Raw genomic sequence first — 17911 nt, forward strand, 5'->3', positions numbered from 1 at the left:
TGTCAGTTTCATCACGCGATATCCAGAAAGGTGGAGGGACGGGCCCTGTGAAACCTTGGCAACCTGCGAGAGCAAGGTGCCAATTCCTGCCGCGGTCGATTGATCGGCCGCGGAGAGATGCTGACGTGTCAGAAGCTGACATGCGAAGGGGGCCCGAGCGATCGGGCCCCCTTCATTTTTTGGATCGCAGTGGAACGACGGAGGTCCTCCCTTCCTGGAGGCTCTTGTGAGCGAGCAGTACCTCGACACCAACGTGCCGGGCAACCCGGCCTACCACTTCAGCATCCGGCCTCCGTCCCGAGAGGGCGAGGCCGGCTGGATCCACCGGGCCGGGCTGGTACCGGACGCGGGCCTGGCCACCCAGTGCGTGCATGCGGGCGTGCAGCCCGATCCGGCCTACGGCGCCGTCATGCCCCCGCTGTACCTCTCGTCCACCTTCGCCTTCAAGGACATCTGCACCAACGCCGGCTACGACTACACCCGCAGCGGCAACCCCACCCGCGCCGCCCTGGAGGAGGCCCTCGCCCTGCTGGAGGGCGGCCACGGCGCCACCTGCACCAGCACGGGCATGAGCGCCATCCTGGTGGCCCTGAACCTGCTGCCCCACGGCAGCCACCTGATCTGCACCGTGGACTGCTACGGCGGCACCTTCCGCCTGCTGGAGCACGCCAGGCGGTTCTACGGGCTGGAGGTCACCTACCTCGACCTCGCAGACCTCGACACGGTGGCGGAGGCCATCCGGCCCAACACGCGCCTGATCTGGATCGAATCGCCCTCGAACCCCCTCCTGCGCCTCACGGATATCGCCGCCGTGGCGGAGCTGGGGCACCGCCAGCCGGACTGCCTGGTGGCCGTGGACAACACCTTCCTCTCGCCCTACCTCCAGCGCCCCTTCGAGCTGGGCGCCGACCTCGTCATCCACTCCACGACCAAGTACCTCAATGGCCACAGCGACGTGGTGGGCGGCGCCGTGGTGGCGGGGCCCGGCCGCCTGGCCCTCACCCAGCAGATCCAGAGCGTGAACAACCTGCTGGGCACCTCACAGGTGCCCCACGACTGCTTCCTGGTGCTGCGCGGCCTGAAGACCCTGCCCCTTCGCATGCGCCAGCACGAGGCCACGGCCCAGGTGCTGGCGGAGTTCCTGGCGGCCCATCCCGCCGTGGGGAAGGTCCACTACCCCGGCCTGCCGGGCCACCCACAGCACGGGCTCGCGAAGCGGCAGCAGCGCGGCTTCGGCGCCATGCTCAGCTTCGAGCTGAAGGAGGGCGGCGCGGAACGCCTGAACCACGTGCTCCGGAAGCTGCGCTGGTTCACGCTGGCGGAGAGCCTGGGCGGCGTGGAGTCGCTGGTCGCACACCCCGCGTCCATGACCCACGCCTCCATGACACCCGAGGCCCGGCAGCGGGCCGGCATCGGCGACGACCTCGTCCGGCTCTCCGTGGGCCTGGAGGACGTGCAGGACCTGCGCGCGGACCTGGCCCGGGCCCTGGCCTTCGACTGACCTCTACTGGACCCCCAGCAGCTCCACGTCGAAGATCAGATCGGCGTTGGGTGGGATGTCCCCGCCCGCGCCGCGGGCGCCGTAGCCCAGCACCGCCGGGATGTACAAGGTGCGCTTGCCGCCCACCTTCATGGTCATGAGCCCCTCGTCCCAGCCCTTGATGACGCGGCCCACGCCGATGGGGATGGCCAGGGGCTCCCCGCGATCCACGGAGCTGTCGAACTTCTTCCCCTTCTTCCCGTGGTCCGAGAGCCAGCCCGTGTAGTGGACCACGCAGCGCTGGCCTCGCTGAGGCGCGGCTCCCGCGCCCACCTTCGTGTCCACGTACTTCAACCCGCTGGCCGTGGTGACCAGGGCGGGCGCCTTCGCCTTGGGGCGCCCAGCCGCCTGAGCGGGTGTCGCCGCCGTGAGCGTCAGCGCCAGCAGGGCGAGAGGCCAGACTGGCATCGCATGGGGCATGGGGATCTCCTCCAGAACGGGTGTGATGACAGGTCCTGCCGCTTCAAGTCTGCCGGCGCCGGCTTACTTCTCAAGCCCTCTCTCGACACCTCTGAGTGGCTGTGACGGGACGGATCGTGACTGCCATCACCCACCCTGGAACATGCAGAGCCAGCGATAAGGCCCGTTCTTTTATTGGTAGATCAACACCTCACACTCGCGCATCGATGTGTAACTAGCCGAAATATAGTTATAACCACCTGCAATCAGAAAACTTCCATCCTTCAGTGGGGTGACTGTGTGATTGGACCTTGGGTATTTCAAGGTGGCTTGGAGGAGGTGGCTTTGCATCTTCGCGACATCCACCACCTCGATATCAGAGAGAAATTGGGTATTCACATAGCCTGTGAAGGTTTCCCCTGCAACCAGCCCCACGGTTCCATCTGGGAAAAGAATGGCTTGATGTCCCATCCTCGCCTCCATCAAAGGGATGAGAACCATGGTTGAAGGAACGTTCGTGTAGTCGATGATCACTCCCTCTGCCAACACGCCCCCTGCAGAATGGATTCCAATCGGGAGCGAATAGGAGTACCCGCCAGCGACAAACACTTTGCCCGTCGGAAGATTTACTCCTGCGCCATGGGTGAAGGAGTAGGGCATCGTCCCCCCCCTAGAGGGGTTGGGAGGGCTCCCATCGGTCACATATTCATAGGCGGAATTCAGCTGGTGCCAGCCTCCCTCGCCATTCTCCCCGCCCATCAGCATGAAGTGCGATGGATCCAGAGCCACGAGGGTGGCGTTCTGCTCTACGTCCATGAGGGCGAAGTCAAACTGGGCGAGGTGAGTGGCCGGATCGAACACTTCGGTAGAAAAATCCGAAGCTGTTATCCCGACATTGTCGTCATAGCCACCGACAATCTGCACTTTCCCGTCTTGCCGAAGAAACAGTTTGCATCCGGGTCTCGGGACCACTGTGGAACCCACGACGGAGAAGGTTTTCGTATCGGGGTTCCATTCTTCTATTTCGCTGACGGGGAACCCGTTCCCCGAACTCAGCCCCGCTCCCCCGACCACAAGGACATGTCCACTCGGCAGGAGAACCGCGTCATGCAGGAACCGGGGAATGTTTAGATTGCCTGCGGGCGAGAACGTCTTTGCGGCGGGATCATAGAGCTCTGCAAGCGCCACAGTTCCCGAAAGGAGGGTGTGGCCGAGGGTCTCTCCCCCGACGATCAGCACCTTCCCATCGGAGAGCAGGGTCGCCGTATGCAAACGTCGGTCCTGGCTGAGGGACCCGGTTTCCTGAAGGGCCCATTGATGACTCGGCGGAGGGGGCGGGGGTGGGGGTGGGCTCGAAGCCGAAGGGGTCCCGGATCCACCAGTACAATCGAGGAACAAAAGCGACAAGAATAGAGACATCCCCAGCGCTTGGCGCTTCATTGTAAGTTCCCCCTTGAATCCTTGGGTTCATTGTCAGATCGAGGAAGGGGCATCTGCCACTGGTTTTTGGCACACGCAAAAGCCCCAGAATCGTTGGATCCCAGGGCTTCGTTTGGGCTTCGAAGTGAATCCGGCCGACCAACTTCCCGGTGAGACGCATCTACAGATCCCCTGGTAACAGGCCATAAACAGGGAATGGCGCGAATATCGAATCGCCCTGATGGATCAGGTGGGCGTCCAAAGACCAGCCAGCCGTCATTATGGCACTCGTTCTCGGACGGATTCCCTGGGGAAGGATCAGGGAACAGCTCGAGACGAAACAGGGAACACCGCTAGCTGGAGACGAAAAGCCTCAGTAATAGCCCATAGCCCCTTGCGTGGAAGAGGCGCACCCGATCCGGGCCCGGAGTGGCTTGGAGAGATCCACCCCATGGGATTGTTCCGGTGATCAGTCCTCCCCGGAACGGACGAGGGTTTGGAAGATGGCAGGGGTTGGGATCCGCCGTTCAGGCCGCATCCTGGAAGATCAGGCCCAGCACATGGCGCCGCCCGGCCCGCACCTCGCTCACGCCGTGCCGCACACGCACCTGGTGGAAGCCGCGTTCCCCGCGGCCAGGCCGGACGTGGCTCGGGAAGATCAGGGCCTCGCCCTGGGCCGGGAGGAAGGCCAGGCCTCGGGACTGGGCCCGGGGGTGCTGCTCCACCAGCAGGAATTCGCCGCCCTCGTAGTCCAGCCCGGGATCATCGAGGAAGACCGCCATCTGCAGCGGAAAGGCGAGGTCTCCGTAGAGGTCCTGGTGCAGACAGTTGTGGTCCCCGGGGCCGTAGCGCAAGAGCAGGGGCGTGGGACGCGTCTGCCCCGCGGCGGCGCAGGCCTCCAGGAAGGCCGCATGGGTGGGCGGAAACCGCACCGACTGACGCAGGGCCTCCATCCAGGCATTCGCCAGGGGGACCAGCCCGGCGTAGACCTCCGAACGCAGGGCCTGCACCAGAGACGGCAGAGGTGCGGCGAAGTACTTGTATTCCCCCTTTCCGAAGCGGTGACGGGCCATGTCGATGCGGCTGCGGAAGACCCCCGTGTCGTAGGTGGCGGCAAGCTTCTGACAGGCTGCAGGCGCCAGCAGGCCGGGGATTCGGGCCACGCCGCGAGACCAGAGCTCCTCCTGGACCCGATCCCAGGGAAGGGCGTGGACATCGGGGCTCATGGGGTGCATCTCGGAAGCTCCTGGGTCGTCCTGCGTCGAAGGTGGGGCGCCGGAGATCCGCGACCCACCCGTCTGTTGCGCCGAGTGCGGTTGAGACGGATCGCCCGGGCCTTCATGGAGCCTCCGCCACAGGGGGATGGACCAGTCCATGGACGTCGCCTGGCACCGGCCAAGTCACCCTCATCCAAGGAAGGACCCGCCCGAGACGTCGAGGTACTGGCCCGTGATCCAGCGGCTTTCGGGACCAGCGAGGAAAGCCGCCGCATCGGCCACCTCCTCGACCGTTCCCACTCGGCCGAGGGCGGACAGGGATTCCACGTAACGCCGGTTCCCGGAGTCGCTCAGCATTCGGGCGTTCATGTCCGTGTCGATGACGCCTGGGGCGAGCGCGTTCACCGTGATCCCGCGTGGGCCGAGTTCCTTCGCCAGCAGCAGACTCAGCGTGTCGATGGCGCCCTTGGTCATGGCCTAGGCGGCCTCCGGAGGGTAGGCCATGCGCGTCACCAGTGAGGACAGGTTGATGATCCTGCCGCCGTCGCGGAGCCTGGGGACCAGGGCCTGCAGCAGGAAGAAGGGAGCCTTCACGTTCACCGCGAACACTTCGTCGAAGGCGGCCTCCGTCGTCGCGCCCAGGGTTCCCTGGGAGGCGATCCCCGCGTTGTTGATGAGGATGTCCAGCCCGATGGAACCCAGCCGCCCGAGGAGTCCTTCCTCCAGCTCTCGGACGAGGCGCTCGATCCCAGCCATCGTGCCCAGATCGGCCTGGATGGCCCAGGCCGCTCCCGAGGCTCCCTCGATCTCTTCCACCAGAGCCTGGGCGGCAGCCTCCTCGCGCCGGTAGTGGATCACCGTGAAGGCACCTTCCCGGGCCAGGCGCAGGGCGATGGCCCTCCCGATCCCCCGACTCGCGCCCGTCACCAGCGCGACCTTTCCCCCCAGGCGCCTGCCCGGGATCCCGTATTCCAGTCCTGCGTTCATAATCGCTCCTTGCTGAGGGCGCCCAAGAGGGCCCGCCCCCACCGTCCCGGAAAGAACGTCGCCCTGCATTCCGATCCTTGCGGTCGTGTGCGGCTTGAGATCGGTGCGTTCTCGGACTGGAGGCATCAGCCGAAGCGCAGATCGGCTAGGTTCAACCGTCAGCGCTTCGAGGAACCGTCCGATGGAGGCGCACCGGTCGGCTACTGGATCGAGGAATCACGGACGCCCGGACGCTGCGGGGATTCCAGCCTCCACCTCGGCGCTGCCCCGTTAATCAAACGCTCCACCGAGTTGGTGGGGCGTCTTGCCTGGCTCCGGAGGAGGGATTTGAACCCGTTGCCGGCATCCACTCGCGCTTCATCCGTTCCGGCAGCGCCCTGCGCTGCCGGAACAGCGCGCTCACGGGCCGGCCACCCTCCGCCTGACGCGCCCTGCCCCGCAGGGCGCTCCCGCTCCTCGCTACGCTCGCTCGCAGAATCGGAGCATCCGGGGGTTGCTCCCCAAGGGGTCCAGGTGAACCCAAAGGCGTGGGGATTTGAACCCGTTGCCGGCATCCACTCGCGCTTCATCCGTTCCGGCAGCGCCCCGCGCTGCCGGAACGGCGCGCTCGCGGGCCGGCTGCCACTCGGGGGTTCAAATCCCTCGAATTCTCATCCAAAACAAGAAGAGGTCCCGGTGGGACCTCTTCTTGTTTTGGCTCCGGAGGAGGGATTTGAACCCCCGACCTAGTGATTAACAGTCACCCGCTCTGACCCCTGAGCTACTCCGGAAAGCGTGAACGTCCATTCTACCGGAGGTGGGCCTGGATTCAAGCGGGGAGGGTTGGGACCTGTGATCCGGGTCGCGCGGCCGCACCCTGCCCTGGAAACAGATCCTAGTTCTTCTGGAGCTCCATCAGGATCTGCCTGGCGGCGGCCTTGAGGGTCTCGATGACGCCGGTGCCCTGGCTGGCCACGGCTTCGATCATGGGCTCGCTCCGGAACCGGAGCAGGCGCTCCATCTCGGCCACGGGCACGGCGGAGGGCATGTCCCGCTTGTTCAGCTGGAGGACGTAGGGGATGTTGCGGACGTCGAAGCCGTTTTCCTTGAGGTTGGTCGCCAGGTTCGCGATGGACTCGATGTTGGCTTCCATACGCGCCTTCTGGCTGTCGGCCACGAAGATGATGCCGTCGCAGCCGCGCAGGATGAGCTTGCGGCTGGCGTCATAGAACACCTGGCCAGGCACGGTGTAAAGATGGAACCGCACCTTGAAACCCTTGACCGTGCCCATGTCCAGGGGCAGGAAGTCGAAGAAGAGGGTGCGATCCGTCTCGGTGGCGAGACTGACCAGCTTGCCCTTCTTGTCGGGATTCGCCTGCTCGTAGATCCACTGGATGTTCGTCGTCTTGCCGCAGAGCCCGGGGCCGTAGTAGACGATCTTGCAGTTGATCTCGCGGGACGCGTAGTTGATGAAGGTCATGTCGCGGCCCCGGAGCTCAGTCGCCGAAGAGGCGGTCGATGTCTTCGTCGGTGATCTCCGAGAAGGGGCTCTCGAAGCGGTTGCCGCTGTCGGATTCCTTCTGCGCGCGCTGCTCCACCTGGTCGAAGATCTCCTGGAGCTCCTTGCTGGCCTTCTTCACCCGCAGGCGCACCAGCGCCAGGCTGGAATTCTGATCGAAGATGACCACCAGGATCCCGCGCTTGCCCACGATCGAGATGTGCAGGTTGTCCCGCTCGCCCTCGTGGAAGAGGAGGCTGAATTCCTTTTCGCCGATGAGCTTCGCCAGGCCGTCCGTGGCCGCCACATTGCCGGCGGTGAGGGAGGCGAGGCTGGTGGCGTCGATGCTCTTCACGTCGCCCGCGGCGGCGATCTGCTGGCCGTTCTTGTCCACCAGGAACACCACCTTGGCGGAGGCATCCTTCTGGAGGCGGCCGATGATCTCGTGGAGGAGCTTGTACTCCTCCTCGAACATGATGAGATCAAGCTTTGCCACAAGAACCTCCGCCGGGACTGCTATCTGTGAGGATAGCACTTTTCAGTAAGCCTCTGAGCCGGCCCCCCCCTGAATCACCGCCACGGAGGCGGAAAGCCCCAGGCGGGTGGCGCCGGCCAGGACCATGGCCAACGCCTTCTCGTAGGTGCGGATGCCACCGGAGGCTTTCACGCCCATGCCCGTGCCCACGGTCCGGCGCATGAGCGCGACATCGGCCTCGGTGGCGCCGCCCGTCGAGAAGCCCGTGGAGGTCTTGACGAAATCGAGGCCCGCCTCCAGCGCGAGCGCCGAGGCCCGCTCCTTCTCGCCATCCGCGAGCAGGCAGGTCTCCAGGATGACCTTGAGCACCGTGGGCGCGGGAACGGCAGCTCTCAGCCCTTCCAGGTCCCGGCGGACCGTGTCCCAGTCGCCGCCCTTCGCGGCGCCGATGGCCAGCACCATGTCCACCTCCTGCGCCCCCTCCTTCACGGCCACTTCTGCCTCGTGGGCCTTGGCGAGCAGGGAGGAAGCTCCCAGGGGGAAGCCGACCACGGTGCAGGTCCGGACGGCGCTGCCCTTCAGAAGGGACGAGGCCAGCGGCACCCACAGCGGGTTGACGCAGACCGAGGCGAAGCCGTGCTCCAGGGCCTCGGCACAGAGGGCCTCCACCTGGGCACCCGTGGCCTCGGCCTTCAGCAGGGTGTGGTCGATGAGGGGGGCGAGGTCCCAGGGCCCGGCAGGGAGGGCCGTCTGCGCCGAGGTCCGATGGTGCAGCCCCGCATGGTCGTGGAGCAGGCAGGCGCCCTCCACGCACCCCAGGAGCTGGGGCCTCCGGCCCTCGGGAAGCGGCTGAAGCCGGGCACGGATCTCTGCGGTGAGGTCGAGCAGCGGGTCGATCATGGTTCCCATCATGGCCCCGGGGGCGCCCCGCCGGAAAGCCGTACGCGAAAAAGCGGGCCGAAGCCCGCCTTTTCGTGAACTGGTGAAGCCTGTTACTTCTTGGCCTCTTCCTTCTTCTCGGCCTTCTTGGCAGCCTTCTTGGCCTTCTTCTCGGCCTTGGGGGCGGCTTCAGCCTTCTTCTCTTCGGCGGTCATGGCCTTCTTGGCCTCGGCCTTCTTCTCAGCCTTCTTCTCGGCCTTCTTCTCAGCCTTGGGCTCGGCCTTCTTCTCGGCCTTCTTCTCCTCGGAGGTCAGGGCCTTCTTCTCGGCGGCAGGAGCGGCGGGCTCGGCCTTCTTGGCAGCCTTCTTCGCCTTCTTGGCCTTCTTCTCGGCCTTGGGAGCGGCCTCGGCCTTCTTCTCTTCGGCGGTCATGGCCTTCTTGGCCTCGGCCTTCTTCTCAGCCTTCTTCTCGGCCTTCTTCTCTTCCTTCTTGGGCTCGGCCTTCTTCTCGGCCTTCTTCTCCTCGGAGGTCAGGGCCTTCTTCTCGGCGGCAGGGGCGGCGGGCTCGGCCTTCTTCTCGGCCTTCTTGTGGTGCTTCTTGGCCTTCTTCTCGGCCTTGGGGGCGGCTTCAGCCTTCTTCTCGGCCTTGGGAGCGGCCTCGGCCTTCTTCTCCTCGGCGACGGTCAGGGCCTTCTTGGCCTCTTCCTTCTTGGGCTCGGCCTTCTTCTCAGCCTTCTTCTCGGCCTTCTTGGTCTCGACCTTCTTCGCTTCAGGCTTCTTCGCCTCTTCCGCGAACACGGGGCTGATCAGAGCGGCGGCGACGAGCAGCGCAGCAAGCTTCTTCATGGGGGTTCTCCCTGGGTTGATCCGGCACGGCCGGAAGTGCCTCCAGGGTTGCATCATCCGGGCCAAATGTTAACATGATTGTAATCAATATTTATATAACGTGCGATCCTGGAAAGCCCGTTGCATTCTGCCACTCGTGGCAGCCTGCTACTCGCCTTCGTGGAATCCGTAGCGCTTGAGCTTCCGGTAGAGGGTGGTCCTGTCCACCCCCAGGATGTCGGCGATGCGCTGCTTCTCTTTGTGGCGGCCCAGCAGGATCTGGATGTAGCGGCGCTCCAGCTCGTCCAGGGAAGGCCAATCCCCGATCAGGGAGGGGGCCTCCTCGGAAGGTTCGGGCTTGAGCAGGGCCCGCTTGAGCACGTCGGCCTGGATCTTGGCCGGCAGGTCGTCCACCGTGATCTCCCGGCCGCGGCTCAGCTGGGTGAGGTTCTCCACGGCATTGCCCAGTTCCCGCACATTGCCCGGCCAGGAATAGGCCTCCAGCACCCGCCGGGCCTCCGGATGCAGGCGGTAGGTCTGCTGGTCCTTCTGCCCGAACTCCGCCAGGAAGTGGTCCAGGAGCGCGCCCACGTCGTCCCCGCGCTCGCGGAGGGGCGGCACGGCCAGCTCCACCACGCTGAGGCGGTAGTAGAGGTCCTCGCGGAAGGTGCCCGCCTTCACCATCTGCTGGAGATCCCGGTTGGTGGCGGCGATGACCCGCGTGTCCACCTTGATGGTCTTGTTGCCCCCCACCCGGCGGATCTCCTGCTCCTGCAGCACCCGCAGCAGCCGCACCTGGAAGCTGGGGCTCGTCTCCCCGATCTCGTCCAGGAAGATGGTGCCGCCGGAGGCCTCCTCGAACAGGCCCGGCTTCTCGCCCACGGCGCCCGTGAAGGAGCCCTTCACGTGGCCGAAGAGCTCGGATTCCAGCAGGGTCTCCGTGAGGGCGCCGCAGTTCACGGCCACGAAGGCGCGGTCCCGCCGGTCGCTGGAGAGGTGGATGCTGCGGGCCACCAGCTCCTTGCCCGTGCCGCTCTCACCCGTGATGAGCACCGTGGCCCGGCTGTTCTGCAGGCTCGCGATGGTCTTGTAGACCACCATCATCTTCGGGCTGGAGCCGATCATGAGGCTGCGCTTGGCCTTGGGCGAGGTGTCCTGGGTTTCGCCCTGGCCCGCCGACTGCCGCCGCGCGAGGGCCCGGGTCACCAGGGCCTTCAGCTCCTCGTTGTTCCAGGGCTTGCTGAGGAAGTCGAAGGCGCCCTCCCGCACGGCCTCGATGGCGGTCTCCAGGGTGCCGAAGCCCGACAGCAGGATGGTGTCCACCCCCAGGGGCTTGGCCTCCCGCAGGAGGTCCAGGCCGTCCTTCTTGGCCTCGAGGTTGATGTCCGACAGCAGCAGGTCGAAGCCTCCCTTCCGCAGCAGCTCGATGGCCTTGTCGGGATGCGTCGCCTTGGCGACATCGAGGCCCATGGTCCCCAGCAGCTCCTCCAGGAACTCGCAGGTCTCCTTGCTGTCGTCCACCACGAGGACACGGGCCATGGCCACCCCCACCCTTGAAGGTATCCCACCTGGCCCCCGGCGAGTCCCCAGGGTATGCTCACGATACCCTTCCAACGGAGAATTCCCATGCGACCCCTTCTGGCTCTTGCCTTCGGAATGGCCGTTTCCATGGCCAGCCTCACCGCGGGCGACCTCACCATCACCTCCCAGGTCACGGGCAAGGGTGCCCTGGCCAAGGATGGCTCCCAAGTCCAGTACATCAGCGCCACGAAGATGCGGATCAACCATGCCGGATCGAAGGTCGACAGCCTGGTGGATTACGGCCACGAGGTGCTCTACAGCATCGATCACGGAAAGAAAGTCATCACCAAGATGACGTTCAAGGACATGCAGGAAGCCATGCAGGCCCTGGAGGACCAGATGGCCGGCATGCCCGAGATGGTGACGAAGATGATGTTCGGCGACGTGTCCGACGTGAAGGTCGAGCAGCTAGGCCCGGACACCGTCCTGGGCCGGCCTTGCAAGAAAGTGCGCGTCATCCTCGGCAAGATGGTGGAGGAACTGAGCATCGATCCCTCCCTCCAATTCCCCGTCAAGGACTACGCCAAGTCCATGGCCATGCTGAACCGCGTTCCGGGGCCCATGGGCGCCCTCTTCAAGCGGGTCTACCAGGAGACGGCCAAGCTCAAGGGCGTGCCCTTGAAGACCCACATCACCGGGCTCATGGGCACGGACGTGACCACCGTGGCCACGGAAGTCTCCACCGCCGCCATCCCTGAAAGCACCTGGGCCCTGCCCGCGGGCTACGCCATGAAGGACGGCGGCAAGGAGATGAAGGACGCCGCGAAGGGGAAGCGGTAGACTGGGCGGGGCCCCCAGCGATCAGCTAGCGGGCCCCTTCCTTGCGGAATCCCCATGAGCGCCCAACCCTCCTTCGACGATGGCCTCGACCGGCTGGAGGCCCTGGTGCAGCAGCTGGAGTCCGGCAGCCTCAGCCTGGAAGAGGCCCTGGCCCGCTTCGAGGAGGGCGTCCAGCTGAGCCAGGCGCTGCAGAAGCAGCTGGCGGAGGCCCAACGCAGGGTAGAAGTCCTCAAGGCGGGCCTGGGCGGTGAATACCGGGCCGAACCCCTGGACGAAGGCAGGGAAGGTCGATGAGCGAGCCCGCCTCGCAGGTGCAGGCCGACCTGGACCGTCTGCTCCCCCTGCTGGACGTCCGTCTCACGGCCCCCTTCCAGGAGGGCGAAGCGGTCCGCCTGAGTGAAGCCATGCGCTACAGCCTGGAGGCCGGCGGCAAGCGCGTGCGGCCTGTCCTGTGCCTGCTGGCCGCCGAGGCCGTGGGGGGGACGGCGGCACAGGCACTCCCCGGCGCCCTGGCCCTGGAATACGTCCACACCTATTCGCTCATCCACGACGACCTGCCAGCCATGGACGACGACGACCTGCGGCGGGGCCGGCCCACCAACCACAAGGTTTTCGGCGAAGGCCACGCCATCCTGGCCGGCGACGCCCTGCTCACCGAGGCCTTCGGCGTGCTGGCCTCCGCGGACCTGGATCCCGGCCGGCGGGCCGAGGCCCTGGCGCTGCTGGCCGAAGGCGCCGGCTGGCGCGGCATGGCCGGAGGCCAGGCGCTGGACCTCGAAGGTGAAAAGCTGGACAGCTACGACCTGGACCACCTGCGCCTCATCCACCGCCTCAAGACCGGAGCCCTCCTGCGCGCCTCGCTGGAGATCGGCGCGGTGCTGGGCGGCGCGGCTCCGGCGGACCGCTCCGCCCTGCGGGCCTACGGCGAAGCCATCGGGCTCGCCTTCCAGATCCAGGACGACATCCTGGACGCCACCGCCACCGACGCGGACCTGGGCAAGCGCGCCGGAAAAGATGCGGGCAAGGGTAAGATCACCTACCCTTCCCTCCTGGGCCTGGACGGTGCCCGCAAAGCCCTGAGTGAAGCGACCGAGAACGCCTTATGTCATCTAGCAGCCCTTCCCAATCGCACGTCCTTGGCAGCCTGGGCCCGGTATCTGGCCCAGCGGGCGAATTAGGCGTCCAGGTGGACCAGCCCTCCGGCCCGTACCCCCTGCTCGACTCCCTGGTCGCCCCCCAGCAGGTCCGCCACTTCACCCCGGAGCAGCTGGAGCAGCTGGCGGCGGAGGTGCGGGCCTTCATCATCGCCTCCGTATCTGAGACCGGCGGCCACTTCAGCTCCAACCTCGGCACGGTGGAGCTGACGGTGGCCCTCTTCCACCACTTCGACTTCCTCCAGGACCGCATCGTGTGGGATGTGGGCCACCAGGCCTATCCCCACAAGATCCTCACGGGCCGCAAGGACCGCTTCCCCACCCTGCGCCAGCACCACGGCCTGTCGGGCTTCCTCAAGCGGGACGAGAGCCCCTACGACCACTTCGGCGCCGGCCACGCCAGCACGAGCATCTCCGCCGCCCTCGGCATGGCCAAGGCGCGGGATCTCCAGAAGCAGGATCACGCCTGCATCGCCGTCATCGGCGATGGTTCCATGACCGCCGGCATGGCCTTCGAGGGCCTCAACCAGGCGGGCTACCTGGAGACGAAGAACTTCCTGGTGATCCTCAACGACAACGACATGAGCATCAACCCGAATGTCGGCTCGCTGCAGGGCTACCTGAACCAGATCATGTCGGGCCAGTACTACCAGCGCTGGCGGGACCGCATCGAGCACGCCATCAAGGCCATCCCGCTGGAAGGCCTCAGCAAGGGCGTGGCCAAGGCCGCCAAGTGGAGCGAGGAGAGCATCAAGCGCCTGATGGTGCCGGGCCTGCTCTTCGAGGACCTGGGATTCCGCTACATCGGGCCCGTGAACGGCCATGACCTGAATGCCACGTCCAAGGCCCTCGCCGAAGCCAAGGAGAAGATGAAGGACGGCCCCGTGCTGCTCCACGTGCAGACCAAGAAGGGCTACGGCTACGAGCCCGCCGTGCAGGATCCCCTGAAGTGGCACGGCGTGACGGCCTTCGACGCCGAATCCGGCGAGATCATCAAGGTCCAGGGGGACCCGGCGAAGCCGGCCCCGCCCAGCTACACCAGCATCTTCGGCAAGGCCCTGGTGGACCTGGCCCGGCGGGACGAGAAGATCGTGGGCATCACCGCCGCCATGCTCGACGGCACCGGGCTGAACCTGCTGCAGAAGGCCTTCCCGGACCGCTGCTTCGACGTGGGCATCGCCGAGCAGCACGCCGTCACCTTCGCCGCGGGACTCGCGGCCCAGGGGATGCGGCCCGTGTGCGCCATCTACAGCACCTTCCTGCAGCGGGGCTTCGACCAGGTGGCCCACGATGTCTGCATCCAGGACCTGCCCGTGACCTTCGCCCTCGACCGGGCCGGCATCGTGGGCGCCGATGGCCCCACCCACCACGGCCTCTACGACCTGGCCTACCTGCGCTGCCTGCCCAACCTCATCCTCATGGCCCCCAAGGACGAGAACGAGCTGCGGCGCATGCTGCTGACGGCCCTCTACTGCGGCCATCCCGCCGCGCTGCGCTACCCCCGGGGCAACGGCCTGGGCGTGGCCCTGGAGGAACCCATCACGGCCCTGCCCGTGGGCAAGGGCGAGTTGCTGCGCGAAGGAACCGACCTGCTGCTCTGCGCCCTGGGCGCCATGGTGGAGCCGGCCCGGAAGATCGCGGAGGCCCTGGCCGGAGAGGGAATCTCTTGCGCCGTCATCAACGCGCGGTTCGTGAAGCCCCTTGACGGCGCCCTCATCCATGCCTGGGCGGGCCGCTGCAAGGCCGTGGTGACCCTCGAAGAAGGCTGCGCCCCGGGCGGCTTCAGCGGAGCCGTGGCCGAGTCGCTGGCCGATGCGGGCCTGATCCGGCCCCTCCTCCGCTGCGCCGTTGCCGACCATCTCATCCACCATGGCGATCCCAGGCGCCTGCTGGAAGAAGAAGGCCTCAGCCCCGAGGCGCTCGAAGGCAGGATCCGGACTTTCTTCCGTGACATCTAAGTAAAACCTTGCGAAAGATCGCTGGAATTCCTATGGTTGGTCCCAACCCGCCGTGGCAGCGCGTTCTTTCCCGAGGCTCTCGTGAGGTCATTCCCTATCTACGCGTCCATCCTGGGCGCCCTCCTCTGTCTAACCTCCGTGACGGCTTCCGCCCAGGCCTGGGATGCGGCCGGCAAGGCGACCAGTTGGGCCAAGCAGGACCGGGATGATTCCTTCACCTTCTACGACGCCTCCACGCGCAACCTCTACACCTGGGTCCGGGACGGCGGTCTCCTGGGGACCCTGCCCCTCGGGAAGCTCGATGAGGAGCCGGAACGCTGGGTCATCGACCCCCGCAACACCGCCTGGATCGCCCACGGCACCTCCCTGACCCACATCGACCGGACCGGCCGGGTGCTGGGCAGCGTGAAGCTCCACGCCGAGGTGAGCGATGTCTGCTGGGACGCGGTGGGCATCATCCTCTCCTTCCGCACGCCCGAACCCTATGTCGAGAAGCGCGACTTCCGCAACGCGGAGGTGATCTGGTCCTTCGGCGCGAAGCCCTCGAAGAAGGAGGGTCCGGCCCCCCAGAACCGGCGTCCCCTCGCGCTTGACGACAGCGGCAACATCCTGATGGCCGATGGCAGCTCCCTGAACCTCAGCATCCTGGACGCCAACACCGGCCGGAAGATCGGCGAAACCGCCCTGAAGTTCCACGGCGCCCCCACTCCGGCCCTCGAGGGCGACACCACCAGCCGCGGCCCCCTGGCGGTCTGGGTGGGCAAGGGCGTGATCTTCGCCGCCGTGAAGGCCTCCCAGGTGCCGGCGGCCCAGCGGGGCACCCTCCAGGGCTTGGCCCTGGCCCGGCTGGACCTCCCGCACGCCAGCCTCGACTTCCTGCCCACCGGCCTGGACGAGAGCCACATCCTGGTGGGTGTCCTGGATTCCGATGCGGTGTTCGTCAATCCCAAGGGCGGCCTGATGCTGGTGGGCGTCAAGTAGCTCCAGCCACCCGAGCCGGGGATCACCGGGCCTGGTTCAGGACCCTTTCCCGATCCAGGTAGGGGATGGTCCGCCAGGTGTTGGGGACGGCCGGATTCAGCGTGGGATGGGCCAGGACATAGGCCAGCAGCAGGTTCCGCTGGGAGGCTTCGGTCACCAGGTCCGGAGCGCCCTTGAAGCCGATGGCCTCCATGTAGCCTCCGCCGCCCCACAGGCGATAGGTGGAGAGGGCGAGGGTGAAGGTCTGGGCGGGCTTCACGGGCTGGCCCTGGAAGCTGAGGCCGACCACCCGGCTGCCGACGGGCCGGCCCAGGTCCAGCGCGTAGGCCACGCCATCCACCAGATCGAAGTCGTGGATGGGCACGTCGCGGTTGTAGAGTTCTGGCTCCCAGCTGTAGGTGTAGTGCCGGGCCGCATGCTCCAGGTAGGCCTTGAGCTGGGCCCCGGTGATGCGGATGCGCGCCACCTGGTTCTCGTAGGGCGACAGGGCGTAGAACTGCCGCACGCTGGTGGGGCCCTTGGGGATGAAGAGCTTGGCGCCGGGGCTGGCCGCGGCGGAAAGCTGGGCCCCCGTGGCCTGCCGCTGCACCTGGTGGATCAACTGCATCAGCGGGGTGTCCTCCATGCGGGACCAGCGGCTGTCCAGGTCCACCGTCAGGCTGGTGGCGGCGGTGTCGAGGTAGCGATCCGTGGCTGCGCGCAGGTCCGCAGTCAGGCTCAGCACCTCCGGGTCCACCGGCGTGTCGGACTCCGGCCGGATGAGCCTGCCTTGGCTCGCGATGACCTGCCAGCGGCCCCGCTCCTTCCGCAGGCTCAGGTCCACCACGGCGAGGGCCCGGCCATGGGCCTGGGCCTGCAGGATGGGAATTCCCTTGTGCTCGGTCTGGATGGCCTGGTGGGTATGGCCCGTGAGGATGGCATCGAGGCCGGGCACCTGATCCGCCAGGCGGAGCGCCTCATTCTCGTCGCCCTCCCTGCCGTCGGCCTGCCCCAGGCCCGAATGGACCAGGGCCACCACCACGTCGGCCTTCTCCTTGTCGCGGAGGCGGGGCACCAGCTCGCGGGCGGTGGCCACGATATCCCGGAACGCCAGGCCGGCCCCGTTCTGCGGTCCGGCCAGGACGGCGGTCCGGGGGGTGGTGAAGCCCACGAGGGCCACCCGGATGCCGCCGACGGTCACCAGGACGTGGGCCGGAAAGGCCTGGCCGCCCTTGGCCGTGAGGGTGTTGGCCGACAGGAAGGGGAACCGGGCCTGCTTCTCCACCTCGCGCAGCAGATCCTGGCCGAAGTCGTACTCGTGGTTGCCCACGGCCATGGCGGCATAGCCCAGCGTGTTCATGATGGCCACGCTGGGTTCCGGCAGGTCGCGGCGGAGGGTGTTCCGCACATAGTTGAGCGGTTCGCCCTGGATCGTGTCCCCGCAGTCCACCAGGATCGTGTCCGGGTTCAGGGCCTTCTGCCGGCGGATCAGCGTGGCGACCTTCGCCCAGCCCAGGTTCGCGGGCTGGAGGCTGAAGGTGTCCTCGGCCATCACGTGCCCATGCATATCCGTGGTGCCAAGAATCTGAATCCGGGCCTCTTGGGCCTGGAGGCCCAGCGCGATCAACAGGATCCAGAACCAATGGCGCATGCAGCCTCCGGGACCGGCCGCCAACCCGTGGTTGGATGGGACCGTCTTCAAGGGTAAACTTTCCCTTCACCCAAGGATGCCCCCTCTTTCCGGAGCCCCCATGCAAGAAGTCCAGATCAAGGCCCCCAAGCACGAATTCACACTGCTTTGCGATGATATCCGCCAGGAAATGGGCGGCAAGACCTCGCTGATGGGCCTGTACGACCACCACATCGTGGTGCCCCAGGTGCCCTTCACCCTGCCCAAGGTGTGCTTCTACACCCGCTTCTCGCGCATGGACGGCCAGTTCAAGTTCGGCTTCTCCATCGTGAGCCCCACCGGTGACCGCAAGGACGTGATCCGCGACAGCGACGTGCAGATCCCCGACGGCGCCAAGGAAGGCACCTTCAACGTCATCGCGGCTCCCTTCGAAGTGACCGCCGAAGGCGTCTACGAGGTGATCATCGCCCTCACCAAGGGCGCCGACCGCTTCGAATACGTCTACAAGTTCGCCATCTCCGACGCCAGCCGCCTCCAGGCCGAGTACGAGAAGGCCATGGCCGAGGCCGGACAGGGCGGTAACTGAGCTTCAGCCCACAGGCTGTCGGCTTCCAGCGCGGCGCCCTCGGGC

General features: G+C 66.4%; 16 protein-coding genes, 1 tRNA gene, 1 pseudogene and 1 riboswitch. Of the genes and pseudogenes, 7 read left to right on the plus strand and 11 right to left on the minus strand.

Features of this window, described 5'->3' with window-relative positions:
- Positions 1-15 precede the first annotated feature (15 nt).
- Positions 16-124, plus strand: a riboswitch (SAM riboswitch).
- Positions 125-226: 102 nt separating this feature from the next.
- Positions 227-1501, plus strand: a complete 1275-nt coding sequence (locus tag MLE42_RS06640) for a trans-sulfuration enzyme family protein (RefSeq protein WP_243287100.1) — start codon at positions 227-229, stop codon at positions 1499-1501.
- A gap of 3 nt (positions 1502-1504) precedes the next feature.
- Here the strand turns inward: MLE42_RS06640 and MLE42_RS06645 are convergent, their stop codons facing one another.
- The 10 genes and pseudogenes from MLE42_RS06645 to MLE42_RS06690 form a co-directional block, all read right to left on the minus strand.
- Positions 1505-1960: an FKBP-type peptidyl-prolyl cis-trans isomerase gene (locus MLE42_RS06645; RefSeq protein WP_243287101.1), complete on the minus strand. Its 456-nt coding sequence runs from the start codon at positions 1958-1960 to the stop codon at positions 1505-1507.
- A 171-nt stretch (positions 1961-2131) separates the two neighbouring features.
- Positions 2132-3178, minus strand: coding sequence for a Kelch repeat-containing protein (locus MLE42_RS06650; RefSeq protein ID WP_243287102.1), 1047 nt, complete (start codon positions 3176-3178; stop codon positions 2132-2134).
- A gap of 707 nt (positions 3179-3885) precedes the next feature.
- Positions 3886-4584: a 2OG-Fe(II) oxygenase gene (locus tag MLE42_RS06655; protein ID WP_420843085.1), complete on the minus strand. Its 699-nt coding sequence runs from the start codon at positions 4582-4584 to the stop codon at positions 3886-3888.
- Positions 4585-4764: 180 nt separating this feature from the next.
- A pseudogene (locus MLE42_RS06660) lies at positions 4765-5562 on the minus strand (SDR family NAD(P)-dependent oxidoreductase).
- A 694-nt stretch (positions 5563-6256) separates the two neighbouring features.
- Positions 6257-6332 (minus strand) — tRNA-Asn (locus tag MLE42_RS06665).
- A 104-nt stretch (positions 6333-6436) separates the two neighbouring features.
- Positions 6437-7021 (minus strand): GTP-binding protein, encoded by a 585-nt coding sequence (locus MLE42_RS06670; RefSeq protein ID WP_243287104.1) that lies wholly within the window; start codon positions 7019-7021, stop codon positions 6437-6439.
- Between the two features lie 16 nt (positions 7022-7037).
- On the minus strand, positions 7038-7535 hold the full coding sequence (locus tag MLE42_RS06675; protein ID WP_338028454.1) for a roadblock/LC7 domain-containing protein: 498 nt from the start codon (positions 7533-7535) through the stop codon (positions 7038-7040).
- A 42-nt stretch (positions 7536-7577) separates the two neighbouring features.
- Positions 7578-8414 carry a deoxyribose-phosphate aldolase gene (gene deoC, locus MLE42_RS06680; RefSeq protein ID WP_243287105.1) on the minus strand — a complete coding sequence of 279 codons (837 nt, stop codon included), beginning with the start codon at positions 8412-8414 and terminating at the stop codon, positions 7578-7580.
- A gap of 92 nt (positions 8415-8506) precedes the next feature.
- On the minus strand, positions 8507-9238 hold the full coding sequence (locus tag MLE42_RS06685) for a hypothetical protein (protein ID WP_243287106.1): 732 nt from the start codon (positions 9236-9238) through the stop codon (positions 8507-8509).
- A 147-nt stretch (positions 9239-9385) separates the two neighbouring features.
- Entirely contained in the window at positions 9386-10756 is a 1371-nt protein-coding gene (locus MLE42_RS06690; protein WP_243287107.1) for a sigma-54-dependent transcriptional regulator, read from the minus strand.
- 87 nt (positions 10757-10843) lie between these two features.
- Here MLE42_RS06690 and MLE42_RS06695 point away from each other — a divergent pair, with 87 nt between their 5' ends.
- The 5 genes from MLE42_RS06695 (at position 10844) to MLE42_RS06715 (ending at position 15671) form a co-directional block, all read left to right on the plus strand.
- Positions 10844-11578 carry a DUF4412 domain-containing protein gene (locus MLE42_RS06695; protein WP_243287108.1) on the plus strand — a complete coding sequence of 245 codons (735 nt, stop codon included), beginning with the start codon at positions 10844-10846 and terminating at the stop codon, positions 11576-11578.
- A 54-nt stretch (positions 11579-11632) separates the two neighbouring features.
- The gene (gene xseB / locus MLE42_RS06700; RefSeq protein ID WP_243287109.1) at positions 11633-11872 is read left to right on the plus strand and encodes an exodeoxyribonuclease VII small subunit; all 240 of its coding nucleotides are present in this window, start codon (positions 11633-11635) and stop codon (positions 11870-11872) included.
- A complete protein-coding gene (locus MLE42_RS06705; protein ID WP_243287110.1) occupies positions 11869-12756 on the plus strand; it encodes a polyprenyl synthetase family protein in 888 nt (295 codons plus the stop codon). The genes xseB and MLE42_RS06705 overlap by 4 nt, the downstream gene beginning before the upstream one ends.
- An 8-nt stretch (positions 12757-12764) precedes the next feature.
- Positions 12765-14690: a 1-deoxy-D-xylulose-5-phosphate synthase gene (gene dxs / locus MLE42_RS06710; RefSeq protein ID WP_243287111.1), complete on the plus strand. Its 1926-nt coding sequence runs from the start codon at positions 12765-12767 to the stop codon at positions 14688-14690.
- 81 nt (positions 14691-14771) lie between these two features.
- Complete coding sequence (locus tag MLE42_RS06715; RefSeq protein ID WP_243287112.1) at positions 14772-15671, plus strand: hypothetical protein; 900 nt, start codon at positions 14772-14774, stop codon at positions 15669-15671.
- 22 nt (positions 15672-15693) lie between these two features.
- On the opposite strand, the gene MLE42_RS06720 is transcribed toward MLE42_RS06715, so the two are convergent.
- On the minus strand, positions 15694-17301 hold the full coding sequence (locus MLE42_RS06720) for a bifunctional metallophosphatase/5'-nucleotidase (RefSeq protein WP_243287113.1): 1608 nt from the start codon (positions 17299-17301) through the stop codon (positions 15694-15696).
- Between the two features lie 100 nt (positions 17302-17401).
- On the opposite strand from MLE42_RS06720, the gene MLE42_RS06725 reads away from it, so the two are divergent.
- Positions 17402-17866, plus strand: a complete 465-nt coding sequence (locus MLE42_RS06725; RefSeq protein ID WP_243287114.1) for a DUF6941 family protein — start codon at positions 17402-17404, stop codon at positions 17864-17866.
- The last annotated feature ends 45 nt before the right edge of the window (positions 17867-17911 follow it).

Source organism: Geothrix terrae (assembly GCF_022808775.1).
In the GTDB taxonomy this organism is placed as follows: domain Bacteria; phylum Acidobacteriota; class Holophagae; order Holophagales; family Holophagaceae; genus Geothrix; species Geothrix terrae.